This is a genomic window from Desulfocucumis palustris (genome assembly GCF_002933875.1).
Taxonomy (GTDB): domain Bacteria; phylum Bacillota; class Desulfotomaculia; order Desulfotomaculales; family Desulfocucumaceae; genus Desulfocucumis; species Desulfocucumis palustris.
The window spans coordinates 42,096-55,684 of record NZ_BFAV01000071.1; the positions used below are offsets into that span (position 1 = coordinate 42,096).

A 13,589-nucleotide genomic window follows, 5' to 3' on the forward strand; every position below is an offset into this window, starting at 1 on the left:
AGCTTACGGGAAATACGACGATAAAATGGTACGGGGTGTGAGGATTGACGAATAAAAAGAAGGATTTCAGGAAGTGGGCGCTGGCATATGTTAAAAAGGCCATGGTTGATTACAACATGATTTCCCGGGGGGATGGCGTGGCGGTGGGATTGTCCGGGGGAAAGGACAGCGGTGTGCTGCTGTACGCCCTCTGGGCCGTTAGGCGTATTGCCCCGATTGATTTTGATATACAGGCAATTTTTCTGGATCTGGGCTTCGGCATGGATGTGGAGCCTTTAAGGCATTACTGCCGGCGCCTGGAAATACCCTTTCACCTGCTGCGCACAGATATAGGGGAGATTGTTTTTGACGTGAGGAACGAGAAAAATCCCTGCGCCCTATGCGCCAATTTGCGCCGGGGGGCGCTTAACGGATTGGCGCTGGAACTCGGGTGCCGCAAGGTGGCCCTGGGACACCACCTGGATGACGTGGTGGAGACATTTTTCATGAGTCTTTTTTACAACGGGCAGTTCAGGACCTTTGAACCCAATACATACCTGGACCGCAGGGATATGCACATGATCCGCCCGCTGGTATATCTTGAGCAGGAGACTGTCAGGGAACTTTCGGTTCTGGAAAAGGTGCCGGTTATTGAGAATCCCTGCCCGGTGAGCGGCCATACCAAGCGGGAGGAAATCAAGCTGCTGGTGAGGGAACTGATGATTAAATATCCCGACCTGCGGCAGAGGATGCTTACCGCCCTGCATACCGCCGATCTAAAAAACCTGTGGCCGCCTCCGGCGGACCGGCCGGGTACCCGGGATTAAAGCGTCGATACTTTGATCAATATCATGATGGGGAGGTTTGCAATTGAGATTTCTAATGATACATGTCAACAGCTTTCGCAGCAGGATCACGGAGAAGGGGCGTTCAAAGCTGGTGGAGCCGCCGGAACCGGAGGAAACGGCCGTGGGTGAAGCGTTACTGGTTTTATCCAGCGTAGAGACGGGAGACGAGGCGGATACCGCTCTGGTTGCCCGCAGGGCTGCCGGGGAGATCGGCAAAAATGCTAAAAATCTAAAAGCCGGGGTTATAGTGCTGCACCCCTTCGCCCACCTTTTTGCCAGGCTGGCGGCTCCGGAAACCGCGGTGGAAATTATGGATATGGTAAGGGATATTCTGCGCGGGGAGGGCTATGAGGTCATAAGAACCCCCTTCGGCTGGTTTAATACCCTGGAAATGGATGCCAAGGGGCATCCCTATTCCAGGGTGGCCAGGGTTGTTACGGCAGAGCCTCAATAACTGTTTTTTTAATTTTTTCTTTTATCTGTTCCTTTAAATCCGGGGGCAGCGGGTTGCCGCCCCTGGTTTTTATGCTGTCCGGTATGCTGATGTCGTTGTGGCTGGCCAGCCGGTGATATTGCACAACCCCGTCACCAAGAAAAGTGTCGTTATCAAAAACCTGGTACCTGACAACGTAACTGGGATCCACGGAGAGCTCCTTTTCCACCCGGGTGAGTATGTTGTAAGGCATTTTATAACCTCCTGGGGGAGACACCTTTTCAACCGTTGGATAAATTACGTTCTCCCCGGCAATTGGCAAAGGCTGTCTCCAAAGTATGTTAAGAGTTATTTTTCCTTGTATCCGGCAATGACATACGGCTGCTGCGAAGGGTTTTAATACGATGCAGGTATTTTAATTTTATTAAGCGCAAAATTTCACAAGTTAATGGTTTTAAATTCAAACTAGACCCATTATTTTGAGCTTACTTTAAGAATTTAAGATAAGACTGAATTTTTGTAATTATTTTAAATGGCAATTAATTAAACCTTTATTGATTTTGAAATGGCTTAAATAGTCTGCATATTTGCAATATTACTTTTTTCATTAAGCACACATTTTTATATTTACTCAAGGTAAATCTACATATATAATCAGCATAAGGAATGTGAAATTATTATCTATATAAATACAAGCGGGGTGAAACCGATGGGCGTGCTTTCAAACTTTTTCAGTCCTAAATCGGTGGCCATCGTGGGTGCCTCCAACTCTCCGGGGAAAATCGGCCACGCCATAGTTAAGAATGTAATGGAATCGGGGTATACCGGCAAAATACTGCCGGTTAATCCTAAAGAGCAGGAAATCATGGGCCTCCAGGCCTTTCCCGGTATAAAAGATATTTCGGAAGAAGTGGAGATGGCAGTCATATCAGTTCCGGCTGCCAGGGTGCTCAACGTTGCCAAAGAGTGCGGCAAGGCCGGCGTTAAAAACCTGGTGGTGATAACGGCCGGTTTTAAAGAGGTGGGCAAGGAAGGGCTGGATATGGAAAAACAGCTGCTGGCCACCTGCCGGGAGTACGGCATGCATATGCTGGGTCCCAACTGCCTGGGGATGATGGACACCCACATGCAGCTGAATACCTCCTTTGCCAAGGTATTCCCTATAAAAGGGAACATAGCCTTCTTCTCCCAGAGCGGCGCCATGATGGTGGCCATTCTGGACTGGAGCCGGTCTGTGGGGCTGGGCTTCAGCAAGGTGGTGAGCCTGGGGAACAAGGCGGATCTATCAGAAATTGACTTTATTGAAGAGGCCGCGGAGGATCCCTATACCAGGGTCATACTCTGCTACATCGAGGATGTGTCGGACGGCAAAAGATTTCTTGAAGTAGTGGGCAACGCCACCAGGAAAAAGCCCGTAATAATCCTAAAATCCGGAACCAGCCAGGCCGGCGCCCAGGCGGCCTCCTCGCACACCGGGGCGCTGGCGGGCAGTGATCTTGCCTACGAGACGGCGTTCAGACAGTGCGGCGTGATAAGGGCAAAGAACATGACCGAACTTTTCGACCTGGCCGCGGCATTTTCCAAATGCTCTCTGCCGGCGGGCGACAAGGTGGCTATTATTACTAATTCCGGCGGGCCGGGAATTATCGCCACCGACAATGTGGAGTCCAACGGGCTGAGAATGGCCCGTTTTCAGAAGGAGACCCTGGAAGTATTGAGGAGCGGGCTGCCTCCGGAATCGGGAATCTACAACCCGGTTGACGTGCTGGGAGACGCCAAGACGGACCGTTACAGCTTTGCCCTGGAAAAGGTCTGCGCCGATCCCAATACCGACGTGGTAATGCTGCTGCTGTGCCATGCCGCCACCACGGAGCCCATAGAAACAGGCAGGGCTTTAATTGAAATGAAGGAGACATACCCCGATAAAACCTTCTTTGCCTCCTACATGGGGGGAGAAGGGCTGAAGGAAGGGGCAACCCTGCTGGCGGAAAACGGGGTTCCCTGTTATACTTTTCCTGAGCCCGCCATATCTTCCGTAAACCATATGGTCAAATACCGCAGGTATATAGATTCTCCTCCGGATGAATCGGGCCTTGATTATCAGGATGTGGATAAAAAGGCGGTAAAGGCCATTTTCTATGATGTGCTGAAAGACAACCGGCTGGTTCTGCTGGGCAGCGAGGCGGCGGAAGTGGCAAGGGCGTACGGGATACCGGCGGCCCCGGTGGCCCTGGCCACCACCCCGGACGAGGCTGTGGAAGAAGCGGAAAAAATAGGCTATCCCGTGGTGCTCAAGGTTGCCTCGCCGAAGATTCTGCACAAAACTGACGTGGGCGGGGTAAAAGTCGGCCTGGACTCTCCGGAGGCGGTACGGAAGGGATTTTTGGAAATAATGGAGAGTGTGCACAGGTTTATGCCCCAGGCGGTGGTGTACGGGGTGGAAGTTAATAAAATGATGCCCCGGGGCACGGAACTTATCATTGGCATGACCAAGGACATACAGTTTGGACCCATGATAGCCTGCGGACTGGGAGGAATATATGTCAACCTGCTGAAGGATGTGGCTTTCAGGCTGGCCAGGGGGCTTACCCGCAAGGAAATCGAGAGCATGCTTGCGGAAACCAAGTCCTATAGCCTGCTCAGGGGCTACAGGGGCTCGGAGCCCCAGGATATTAATGCCGTGGTTGACGCGGTGGGCCGGGTGGCCAGGCTGGCGCTGGACTTTCCGGAGATCACGGAACTGGATGTGAACCCGGTGTTCGTTTACCCCAGCGGATTAAGCGCCCTGGACGTAAAAATAACCATTTCAATTTCGTGAGGTGAATCAAAATGAGGAATCTCTATATCATGGGTGCCCCCGGCAGCGGCAAAACCGTCATGGCCCTGGGGCTGGCCCTGAAATTCAAGGAGCAGGGGATGAAAGTGGCTTATTTCAAGCCGGTGGGCTTCGCATCCAGGCACGACGACCAGTCTGACAGAGACGCCCTGCTGATGAAAGAAGTCCTGAAAATGGAAGCCCCGGTGGAGGACATCGTTCCCACCAAGGCAGGTCTTACCTATTTATCCGCAAATCGTAAACAGGAAAGGCTGGGGGATATCCTTTCCTCTTACCGTCGGGTATCCGAAGGCGCGGATACGGTGATCATCGACGGAGCGGTATTTCCATACGTCATGGCCTCCTGGGGGCTGGACGACGTTAACCTGTCCATGGAAATGAACGCTTCCGCCCTGGTGGTTATAAAAATTGAAAATGATTTATGTTTGGACCGGGCCATATTCTACAATGAGTTCCTGGAAAGAAGGGGAGTTCATCTGTCGGGCAATGTTTTTAACAATGTGCCCAGGCCGGTGCTGGCCAAAACCGAGGGAGTGTATGTACCGCTGCTGGAGGAGAAGGGGTACCGCTCCATGGGTGTGATACCCCGCCTGGAAGCCATTGCAGCCCCCACCGTGGAGGAATTCTACCAGGAACTGGGCGGGGAGATACTGGCGGGGCACGACAGGATGAACCTCCAGATCCAGGACATAGTAATAGGGGCAATGACCATGGAAAGCGCGCTCAGGTTTTTGCGCCGGGCCACGGACAAAGCTGTGATACTGGGGGGGGACCGGTCGGATCTGGCCCTGGCGGCCCTGGAAACCGGCACCTCGGTGCTTATACTCACCGGCGGATTGTATCCGGATGTAAGGGTTCTGGCCCGGGCCGAGGAAAAGAATGTCCCGGTGATTCTGGTGCATTACGATACCTATACCGTGGTGGAGAAACTTCACATGGTAACCCATAAATTAAAACCGGAGGATAAAGAAGGAAAAAGGCTGACACTGGAAAATATTGAGCAATATTGCAACTGGCAGGCAATATTGGATGGCCTGCAGGTATAGTCGTAGTGCCGATAAATATTGATTCAAATAAAAAAGGGCGGTGACCGGGCAATCGTCCCCGGGCACCGTCCCTTTTTAATCTCTCTAACAGCCGGCCCCGTCCAGGCAGGCCTGGAATAAGCTCCAGCCAGGTTCGCTACATTTCAGCTTTTTCCACTGGTCTACTGTTGATTTTGACGCCTATCAGGATAACTATTACAGTAATAACGGCGGGAATAATAATTTCATACAGATTGTTGTAAGGTCTTAAAAGATTATGAATTATCTTGTCTTCCGCGATCATTTTGCCGGCGGTCCAGGTCAGCACCCCGGCGCCGATATAAATTATCGCCGGGAATTTAACCATTAGTCTCAGAATCATTGAACTGCCCCAGACGATAATGGGTACGCTGATGGCCAGGCCCCCCACCACCAGCAGGAAGTGGCCGTGGGCGGCGCCAGCCACGCCTATAACATTGTCGACGCCCATAATAAGGTCCGCCACAACTATTATTTTTATCGCCTCAAAAAGGGATTTGCCGGTTTTCACCTCGGGGTCCATCTCGGTGCGGTCGGTCAGCAGCTTGACCGCTATCCAGATCAGAAAAAGTCCTCCCACCAAATGCAGCAAAGGAACCTTCAGCAGGAAAAGTGCGACTCCGGTGAGGGCGGCCCTGGCCGCCACAGCCCCCACCGTGCCCCAGATAATGGCCTTTTTCCTTTGCTCTTCGGGCAGGCAGCGGCTGGCCATGGCGATAACCACCGCGTTGTCGCCGCCAAGGATGATGTCAATTATTATTATTGAAAAAAGCGCCGACAGCAGTTCAAAAGGTGTCATGTTACAAATCCTCCTTTATAAGCCGGGGAACACACCTTCCAGGGCTATCCAAATTCGTTATACTAAACGAAAACTCACCAAGGAATGTCCTCAGCCAAAAAAATAAAGACCTTTACCCGCACGTTAATGCATGGTAAAGGTCTTGCTAACAACGTGGTTGCCAACAAAGCCGAGGACCTCCGGTCCTGTGGTGACGGCATTTGTTGTAAAAGCTACTCCCCTTTACAGTGTATGAAAATATATGAAAAATATTTCTATTAAAGTATAACCTTTTTGTACAAGCTCCGCAACATTTATTTTTTTAAAATGGGGTCAGGCCCTTAACTTATTAACTTATTATTTCATTTCTGGTTTATATATTCTGTAATGTCTTAAATTAAAAAGGCTGGTATTTTCCCAATTAATCAGATTAAATAATCTAAGAACACTGATTCAAAAATCATTGTCATTTATCGAAGCAATGGAAGACCCTCGACGTGGAGAATGCAGTTTTATCCTCTCATGGCAAGGGGCACCAGAGAAAACGAGATTACCCCTACGACTTTTGAAACACGGGTGTAGGCACCTGCTATATTTAAACAGAAAACGTGTGCATCATCAGTATATAAGTTAATAAGTTAAGAGCCTGACCCCAAGTCCGGATTTATGGAGGAAAAAGTCAAACTAACTAAAGATGCATTCAAAAAACTAATAAAAGGGCTTGTCTATATTGAAGAAGAAAAGAGCAAATTAATTACTGATTATTTTCCTAAACCTACTCCACAGAGGGAACTGCTTAGGGAATTACTGGAAAAATATATCCGTCAGGTTGACAATCTTATAAAAAATATTGACATATCATCGAACGTCAATAATACAATCCCCTTTGTAATAGTGGGAAGTGAAGTGCACTTGCAAGACCTGAAAAAAGGCCAGGTAACAAAATTAAGAATAGTGCTGCCGCTTCAGAATAAAGAGAATTATGATGTATCCTGTTTGTCTGACATTGGTATGGCTTTATTGCTAAAAAAGGCCGGTGATGAAGTGTCTCTAAATACACCTAATGGATTTAAAATTATTGGGGTCAGGCTCTTAACTTATTCTTTTGTACTGTTTAAATATTTTTTAAGCCTTAAATTTAAAGAGGCTGATATTTCTCCAATTGATAAGATTAATAAGCTAAGAAATCTGACTCAATCTCTATTACGAAACGTAAATCATGATCATTTATTGAAGTGCTTGAAAACCCTTGGCGTGAAGAATGCCGGTGTTATCTTCTCACGGCAAGGGGTGCCAGGAAAAGCGTGGTTTACTCCTATGCTTCTTGAAACACAGGTGCGGGGCACCTGTTATATTTTAACAAAGGCACGTACAATATTAATGAATAAGTTAATAAGTTAAGGGCCTGACCCCGTGCCTGGAGGTTATTTTTTGAAGCATTAGGACAAGACCGCCGAAAAGCATGTAGATTGATTCAACGTTTAGGTTGTCTTCCGCCGTGGCGTCGAAAAATATATTGAGCCTGGATTCTAAATCGTCCTCAGGCTTGCTGTAGCAAAGGAGAATTGGAACTCCCGGCAAGGGATATAGAACAATTGAAATATTAAAGGGGAAACCGGTTGTCACTTGCTTTCCGCCAAAAATATAAATCATGTCCTCAAAAAGTTCCGTGTGGGCGTCGGCAATTTGTTTTAAAGGTTTTTCACATCTCTGCTCAAAAAGCGGATTAAATTTCATTCCGTTTTTTAGTTCCCTGAATGGAACCCATTTTCCGGAAACATTAGTACCCGCGCTGGAAATAATATAGTTGAGCAGGGGTATGGTTACCCATACATTAACATGGCAGTCGGATGTAATATTTCCCCCGGTATCAACGGTGAAGTTCTTGCCGAGACATTTGATTGTCAATTTATCGTTGGATAATTTAGCTCCCAATCTTTCCGCCGATGAAGGGAAATCAACTGTTTTAATTTTATTTTTCAAATCCGTCAGGGTTTTCTCCAGGTGCTGTTCGAAATTTGTTTGTCTAACAATTTTTCCGTTAAGCTGCTCGATTATGTTTTTATCCAGATGCGGGCAGTTTCCCAATTGTTTTTGACCCTTGATTACCTCGGCGGCAAAGGCCAGGCATGTGGGCGCCAGGCATTGCCTGCAGTTTGATTTTGGGAGCAGCTTGTAGATTTCCAAAGGATTATTAATTTGAGACATGAAATTACCCCTTTCTCGGTAAGAAAAAATTTAATTATTCCGGATATATCCCTGCACAAATCAATCAAGGTGCCTATTCCGGCGGGTTAAAGGCAGTGCGGGCCGTTTTATCCGTTTTTTATTTCCCCGTATTCACAAGAGTAATTGTTAATATGTTAACAATATTGTAAGCCTGTTAACAGTTTCAGTCAATATTTAATAACGGTTAAAGTAAATAAAATGACGGCCACCCGGAAGGAAGCGGCAGCCGTTAAGACATTTAAATATGCCGATACGTAAAAACCCTTTAAGCCGGTTAGCCTGCTTAAAGGGTTTTAAATTGCTGATGACCAGGGGAGGTACAAAATTTTAGCATGTTTTTTTATTTTGTCGTTTCTTTGCCGCGATGCCCGGAAGGTTGCATGGCGCACGCCGTTGCTGCAGCCATGCAACAAATCAAACTGATTCCAATCCTTTTTTAAGTTTCTCCAGCAGTGAAATAAAGACTTCCTTTTCATTTCTGTCAAGAGCGGACATTATTTTATGAATGAAATTATTATGTACGGGAATGAAGGAGTTCATGAGAATAATGGCCCTGTCCGTCAGGCAGACCCGGAACACCCTTTTATCCGAGGGATCGGCGTTGCGAATCACCAGGGAGTCTTTTTCCAGCCGCTCTATCAGTCCGGTTATGTTGGCCCTGGAAACCAGCATCTTTTTTCCCAGTTCAGACTGGGTCAACCCCCGGTCGCCGGCCATGTACAGATGAATTAAAGCGTTGAATTTGGGCCAGGAAAGGCCGTACCGGGCAAAATGCATGGAAAAAACATCTTCCAGGGTATCCCATACCGATCCCAGCACAAACAGCGCGTTTTTTGAAAGGTAGTGGTCCGGCCCAGCTCCTTTTTCTTGAATCTTCCTAACCCCCATATTGTTAATATATTAAATTATTGTAAGCATATTAACAGACCCAGTCAAGAATGTCTCCGGCTGCAAGTTCAATATCAATAGAATATTTTAAATTTACTCGGTAAAAATAGGGGCTGTCCCCAATAGCCCGGGGGACAGCCCTTAAAAATTACCTTTCTTACAGTTCCTCCACCCAGCCCAACTCATCCGTAAGCAGGCCGTACTGTATGCCGGTGATATGGTCGTAAAACTTTTGGGACAGCTCGCCCACTCCACCGTTGCCGGGCACAATTGTTTCATCCCGCCATTTAAGCTCATTTACAGGAGATACCACGGCGGCGGTGCCGGAGCCGAAAATTTCCTGCAATTTGCCGCTGTGGGAGGCCGCAACCACTTCGTCTATGGACAGCCGGCGCTCAACAGTGTCGAGACCCCATTTCCGGGATACCTGGAGTACCGAATCCCTGGTGATTCCGCCAAGAATGCTGCCCTCCAGGGGCGGGGTAATAACCTGGCCGTCTATTACAAAGAATATGTTCATGGTGCCCACTTCTTCGATGTATTTCAGTTCCACACCGTCAAGCCACAGCACCTGGGTATAGCCCTGCTTTTTGGCGTCTTCTGCCGCCAGGATGCTGGCGGCGTAGTTGCCCGGTGTTTTTACGTGGCCTATGCCGCCCCGTACAGCCCGGACGTATTTATCGGTAACCATTATTTTTACCGGTTTGAAGCCTTCGGGGTAATAGGCTCCCACCGGTGAGAGGATAATCATAAATTTGTAGGTGTTGGACGGTCTGACCCCCAGGTAGGGATCCGTGGAGATGATAAAAGGCCTGATATAAAGGGATGTTTCCTTGGAGCCGGGAACCCAGTCCTGTTCCAGCTTCAAAAGCTCAATTAACCCCTGGTGCACCATTGTTTCGTCTATTTCCGGTATGCAAAGGCGTTGGGCTGAGCGGTTCAGCCGGGCCAAATATGAAAGGGGCCTGAAAATACCGATTTTACCGTTTTGTCTCCGGTAAGCTTTCATGCCCTCAAAAATGGCCTGACCGTAATGCAGTACCATGGTGGACGGTTCCAGGCTCAAGGGGCCGTAGGGCTCGATACGGGGGTTATGCCAGCCGTTGGAGACGTTATAATCAACCACAAACATATGGTCTGTAAACCTGGTGCCGAAGGTTAACTGGCTGTCAGCCGGCTTTTCCTTGAGATTCTGAGCTTTATAAACGGGAATGTTATACACCTAAAGACCTCCCAACCATTTAATCGGAATTTTATAAAAAATTTCTTGTTAGACTTCTATATACATTTTAATTTTTCCTTCAAAAATATTTATAAAGGGGCGCGATAATTATACCGCTGTGTTGCAGATCACAGGGGAAGAAGTGTTTTAGTCACAGATAGCTGATAACCAGAGGGTTATAATTAACAGCGAATAAAAAACCGGAGGTAAATAAAATGTCAATAAAAAGAAGGTCAATCGTTAAAATTGATGAGGATAAATGCACCGGCTGCGGTCTCTGTGTTTCTCCCTGCGCCGAGGGAGCCATTGAAATAAGGGATGGCAAGGCCAGGGTAATAAAAGACGAGCTTTGCGACGGCGCGGGATTCTGCCTGGGGGTCTGCCCGGAGGGTGCCCTGACCATAGAAGAGAGGGAGGCCGAGGAGTTTTCAGAGGAGGCGGTTCACAGGCACGTGGAAGGGCGGATAAAGAATTACATCCCCCAGAAGTGCTTTCGCTGCGGCCGCGGTGAGGATGAGCAGCCGGTAATACCATGCCGGAGCGCAGGGGAAAGCCTCTGGGTATGCACCCGCTGCCTGCCCGCATTGATACACGGTTAAAATAATAATAAAAAGGGGGGATGTGTTCCTCCCTTTTTTTATTCATTCAGGGGTGCAAGCAGCGGCATTTTATGCAGCGTCCCCTGGAGCCTTTGAAAAGATCCTTGAAAAGCTGATCCAGATCTTCGTGTTTTAATTTAATCAGACCTTCGGTGTTAATCAGCGAATTGTTTACGAACATCCTGATATAGGCGTGCTCCTTGGTTTCAACCACCGTAATCAATTTGTATTCATTCAACTGCTTCACCCCGCTTTGTGTGGGACTGGTAAAAGGGAATAAATCTATTTATAAACTTCCGTAAAATGCCGACTATGATATTACATTATGATATGATTAACTTAAGCGAAGTTTAATGAGGGTTAGCCGGAGGATACAATGAATATTTACTCCATGAGTGACCTGCATCTGTCCTTTGCCACCAGGCCGGACCCGGACCAGTGGAATGCGATTTTATATAAACCCATGTCTGACCTGGATCAAAAGTGGTTGAATCACCCCCGGAAGATTTATGACAACTGGTGTTCCACCGTGACGGAAAAGGACCTGGTTTTGGTGCCGGGGGACATATCCTGGGCCATGCGGCTGGATCAGGTGCATTGTGATATGAATTTTCTCGGCATATTGCCGGGGAATATAATTGCGGTTCAGGGAAACCATGACTACTGGTGGCAGTCAATATCAAAAACCAGGGCGGTGGCGCCGGGGAATGTGCTGCTGGTCCAAAACGACAGCGTTCAGGTGGGGGACTTGGCCTTATGCGGTTCCCGGGGATGGTTATGTCCCAACGGCGCGTATTTTAGCGATGACGATCTCAAAATATACAACAGGGAATTGATCCGGATGGAAAATTCCCTGAAAAGCGCGGCGGGGGCCGGGGAGATAATTGCTATGATGCATTATATGCCCACCAATGAGAAACACGAGTACAGCGGATTTATTGAGCTGTTTCAAAAATATGGCGTAAAAACGGTGGTTTACGGCCATCTTCACGCCAGGGCGTGCCGCTACAGGCTTCCGGATGTCCAGTGGGGAATCCGTTTTTATCTGGTCAGCGCCGACTATTTGGATTTTATGCCCCGCTTAATCCTCGCCAGGTGAATGTAGCTCTGATTTTTTAACAACGCAACGGGTGTGGCACACTGTCAGTTTGCCTGACGGATAAGAGTAAAATGCATCGCTGCCCGGGGTTATTGCTTCTCCGCAAACCGCGCATACAGTTTCATTGCGGCAGGTGGAAAGCACTCCTTCAATCTTTTTTTCACCTATGACGCCCGGGGCGGTTTTAAGTTTATTCTTTAGAGGAGTTATCGGTGAGCACTCCGGATGGAAAAATTTCCTGACCCTTTTGCCCTCCTGTCGGGCTTTAAACTCCACCAGTGGGGTATAGGGCAATATGCTTTTTCTGCAGGCGCAGCAACGTTGCTTCCGGGCGCCGTTTGCTTTCAGAACGTATCTTGTTTCCACGGGCTTCTGGCGCACCGACCTGTCCTTGAAAAAGGAGTGCCTTGATTCGTCTTCCATAATCCATTTTTCTACTACCCTGTAAAAATCCCTGTAATTGCGGTCGGTTAATTTTATATGGGGCGGAAAACCCGCTTTTAGAATCTGGTTGTAAAACTCATTTTCGGCGACATCGTGGGCCAGCCCGTCCATCCGGGCGAATTCCCAGTTATAATTATTTTCCGTCAGCCAGGCGTGCAGGCCGTGAAAGATATTGCCGGAGCACACCAGTACATGATCCTCTTCCGTCACGCCGGCACTTTCCATCAAGCCGACCACGGCTCTGCACACCACTTCCTCAAGACTTTCTCCGCCGGACCAGGTGAGGGGTATTGTAGAGATGTGGGATTCCTCGGGATTTTCGGAAACCAGAACCACGACCTCGGAAAAGGCTCTGCAGCCGCCTCCGGCATCCTCTATATACCAGGTTCTCAAAACATTGCAGCCTTCTTTCCGTAATTAAATAAGTTCATATTTTCATATTCTCACGAGGTTACTTATTTTCCTTCCGCCGGGCAGGAAATCAACCGGTACAATTGTGTATGTTAATATTAGTTTATATTCTGCTTCCAAAAAATTTTAATTAACCGGCAGGAAAATGTGATATTCCGGAGAAGATTAAACCTAAGTATTGGGTGAACAGTCATTCATAATGCGACATTATTTCTGTCGCCGGTGGAGCGACAAATTTAAAAAGGGGGTAAATGTATGCCGACGGTAAAAGAAATTTTGGCTGCTTTGCAGGAAAAACTGGCTGATCCTGCTAAAATGAAGGGAACTACGGCCATCTACCAGTTTGTGCTGACCGGCGGTGAAGCCGGGAGCTATTTCGTAAAATTCGACGACGGGGCGGCCACCATCCAGGAGGGAGCTGCGGATTCCCCCGATATCACCATCACAATGGATGCCGAGGATTTCAAAAGCATGATCGGCGGCCAACTGAATCCCACCATGGCCTTCATGAGCGGAAAATTACAGGTAAAAGGCGACATGTCCCTGGCCATGAAACTGCAAACCCTGCTCGGTTAAAGGCATCTGGTTTCCCGGAGGCAGCTCCGGGTTTTTTTTATTTATAAACATCGGAGTAAGGGGATTAAACCCGGTGATGGCGAGCTTTCCCGCCCAGTATTTGCTTGTAGCGGTTAATTTTTTGTTTATATATCTGTTGCCTGTGATAATGTATAAATATATAATGTAACTTGGAGTTGGTAT

Annotated in this window: 15 protein-coding genes; 8 read left to right on the top strand and 7 right to left on the bottom strand. The window is 48.1% G+C overall.

What is annotated here, in order from left to right; genetic code table 11:
* Nucleotides 1-44 precede the first annotated feature (44 nt).
* Both DCCM_RS05255 and DCCM_RS05260 read left to right on the top strand, forming a co-directional pair.
* Nucleotides 45-806, top strand: coding sequence for a tRNA lysidine(34) synthetase (locus tag DCCM_RS05255; protein WP_307718799.1), 762 nt, complete (start codon nt 45-47; stop codon nt 804-806).
* 43 nt (nt 807-849) lie between these two features.
* Nucleotides 850-1,281: a threonyl-tRNA synthetase editing domain-containing protein gene (locus DCCM_RS05260; protein ID WP_104371396.1), complete on the top strand. Its 432-nt coding sequence runs from the start codon at nt 850-852 to the stop codon at nt 1,279-1,281.
* Here DCCM_RS05260 and DCCM_RS05265 read toward each other — a convergent pair.
* Nucleotides 1,262-1,513 (bottom strand): hypothetical protein, encoded by a 252-nt coding sequence (locus DCCM_RS05265; protein WP_104371397.1) that lies wholly within the window; start codon nt 1,511-1,513, stop codon nt 1,262-1,264. The two genes, DCCM_RS05260 and DCCM_RS05265, sit on opposite strands and share 20 nt — an antisense overlap.
* Before the next feature lie 456 nt (nt 1,514-1,969).
* Here DCCM_RS05265 and acs point away from each other — a divergent pair, with 456 nt between their 5' ends.
* Together acs and DCCM_RS05275 are read left to right on the top strand one after the other, a co-directional pair.
* Nucleotides 1,970-4,078 carry an acetate--CoA ligase alpha subunit gene (gene acs, locus DCCM_RS05270; protein ID WP_104371398.1) on the top strand — a complete coding sequence of 703 codons (2,109 nt, stop codon included), beginning with the start codon at nt 1,970-1,972 and terminating at the stop codon, nt 4,076-4,078.
* Between the two features lie 11 nt (nt 4,079-4,089).
* The gene (locus DCCM_RS05275; protein ID WP_104371399.1) at nt 4,090-5,142 is read left to right on the top strand and encodes a phosphotransacetylase family protein; all 1,053 of its coding nucleotides are present in this window, start codon (nt 4,090-4,092) and stop codon (nt 5,140-5,142) included.
* A 136-nt stretch (nt 5,143-5,278) separates the two neighbouring features.
* On the opposite strand, the gene DCCM_RS05280 is transcribed toward DCCM_RS05275, so the two are convergent.
* Nucleotides 5,279-5,959: a TerC family protein gene (locus DCCM_RS05280; RefSeq protein WP_104371400.1), complete on the bottom strand. Its 681-nt coding sequence runs from the start codon at nt 5,957-5,959 to the stop codon at nt 5,279-5,281.
* A 645-nt stretch (nt 5,960-6,604) separates the two neighbouring features.
* Here DCCM_RS05280 and DCCM_RS05285 point away from each other — a divergent pair.
* Entirely contained in the window at nt 6,605-7,339 is a 735-nt protein-coding gene (locus DCCM_RS05285) for a GreA/GreB family elongation factor (RefSeq protein WP_104371401.1), read from the top strand.
* Here the strand turns inward: DCCM_RS05285 and DCCM_RS05290 are convergent.
* The 3 genes from DCCM_RS05290 to DCCM_RS05300 all read right to left on the bottom strand — a co-directional run bounded on the left by DCCM_RS05290 (nt 7,328) and on the right by DCCM_RS05300 (nt 10,277).
* Nucleotides 7,328-8,146 (bottom strand): DUF3786 domain-containing protein, encoded by an 819-nt coding sequence (locus DCCM_RS05290; protein WP_104371402.1) that lies wholly within the window; start codon nt 8,144-8,146, stop codon nt 7,328-7,330. The two genes, DCCM_RS05285 and DCCM_RS05290, sit on opposite strands and share 12 nt — an antisense overlap.
* A 435-nt stretch (nt 8,147-8,581) precedes the next feature.
* Nucleotides 8,582-9,055, bottom strand: coding sequence for a MarR family winged helix-turn-helix transcriptional regulator (locus DCCM_RS05295; RefSeq protein ID WP_231702668.1), 474 nt, complete (start codon nt 9,053-9,055; stop codon nt 8,582-8,584).
* Between the two features lie 157 nt (nt 9,056-9,212).
* Nucleotides 9,213-10,277, bottom strand: a complete 1,065-nt coding sequence (locus DCCM_RS05300; protein ID WP_174705136.1) for a branched-chain amino acid aminotransferase — start codon at nt 10,275-10,277, stop codon at nt 9,213-9,215.
* A 215-nt stretch (nt 10,278-10,492) separates the two neighbouring features.
* Here DCCM_RS05300 and DCCM_RS05305 point away from each other — a divergent pair, with 215 nt between their 5' ends.
* Nucleotides 10,493-10,876, top strand: coding sequence for an ATP-binding protein (locus tag DCCM_RS05305; RefSeq protein ID WP_307718800.1), 384 nt, complete (start codon nt 10,493-10,495; stop codon nt 10,874-10,876).
* A 46-nt stretch (nt 10,877-10,922) separates the two neighbouring features.
* Here the strand turns inward: DCCM_RS05305 and DCCM_RS05310 are convergent, their stop codons facing one another.
* Nucleotides 10,923-11,114, bottom strand: coding sequence for a hypothetical protein (locus DCCM_RS05310; protein WP_104371403.1), 192 nt, complete (start codon nt 11,112-11,114; stop codon nt 10,923-10,925).
* Nucleotides 11,115-11,252: 138 nt separating this feature from the next.
* Between DCCM_RS05310 and DCCM_RS05315 the strand changes: the two genes are divergently transcribed.
* Nucleotides 11,253-11,975 (top strand): metallophosphoesterase, encoded by a 723-nt coding sequence (locus DCCM_RS05315; protein ID WP_104371404.1) that lies wholly within the window; start codon nt 11,253-11,255, stop codon nt 11,973-11,975.
* Here the strand turns inward: DCCM_RS05315 and DCCM_RS05320 are convergent.
* Nucleotides 11,958-12,812 carry a hypothetical protein gene (locus DCCM_RS05320; protein WP_174705137.1) on the bottom strand — a complete coding sequence of 285 codons (855 nt, stop codon included), beginning with the start codon at nt 12,810-12,812 and terminating at the stop codon, nt 11,958-11,960. The genes DCCM_RS05315 and DCCM_RS05320 overlap by 18 nt on opposite strands.
* Before the next feature lie 273 nt (nt 12,813-13,085).
* Between DCCM_RS05320 and DCCM_RS05325 the strand changes: the two genes are divergently transcribed.
* On the top strand, nt 13,086-13,406 hold the full coding sequence (locus DCCM_RS05325) for an SCP2 sterol-binding domain-containing protein (protein ID WP_104371405.1): 321 nt from the start codon (nt 13,086-13,088) through the stop codon (nt 13,404-13,406).
* The last annotated feature ends 183 nt before the right edge of the window (nt 13,407-13,589 follow it).

Coding starts and splice junctions, on each gene's coding strand:
- DCCM_RS05265 (WP_104371397.1), bottom strand. CDS start 1,513: ATGCCTTACAACATACTCACCCGGGTGGAAAAGGAGCTCTCCGTGGAT.
- acs (WP_104371398.1), top strand. CDS start 1,970: ATGGGCGTGCTTTCAAACTTTTTCAGTCCTAAATCGGTGGCCATCGTG.
- DCCM_RS05275 (WP_104371399.1), top strand. CDS start 4,090: ATGAGGAATCTCTATATCATGGGTGCCCCCGGCAGCGGCAAAACCGTC.
- DCCM_RS05280 (WP_104371400.1), bottom strand. CDS start 5,959: ATGACACCTTTTGAACTGCTGTCGGCGCTTTTTTCAATAATAATAATT.
- DCCM_RS05285 (WP_104371401.1), top strand. CDS start 6,605: ATGGAGGAAAAAGTCAAACTAACTAAAGATGCATTCAAAAAACTAATA.
- DCCM_RS05290 (WP_104371402.1), bottom strand. CDS start 8,146: ATGTCTCAAATTAATAATCCTTTGGAAATCTACAAGCTGCTCCCAAAA.
- DCCM_RS05295 (WP_231702668.1), bottom strand. CDS start 9,055: ATGGGGGTTAGGAAGATTCAAGAAAAAGGAGCTGGGCCGGACCACTAC.
- DCCM_RS05305 (WP_307718800.1), top strand. CDS start 10,493: ATGTCAATAAAAAGAAGGTCAATCGTTAAAATTGATGAGGATAAATGC.
- DCCM_RS05315 (WP_104371404.1), top strand. CDS start 11,253: ATGAATATTTACTCCATGAGTGACCTGCATCTGTCCTTTGCCACCAGG.
- DCCM_RS05325 (WP_104371405.1), top strand. CDS start 13,086: ATGCCGACGGTAAAAGAAATTTTGGCTGCTTTGCAGGAAAAACTGGCT.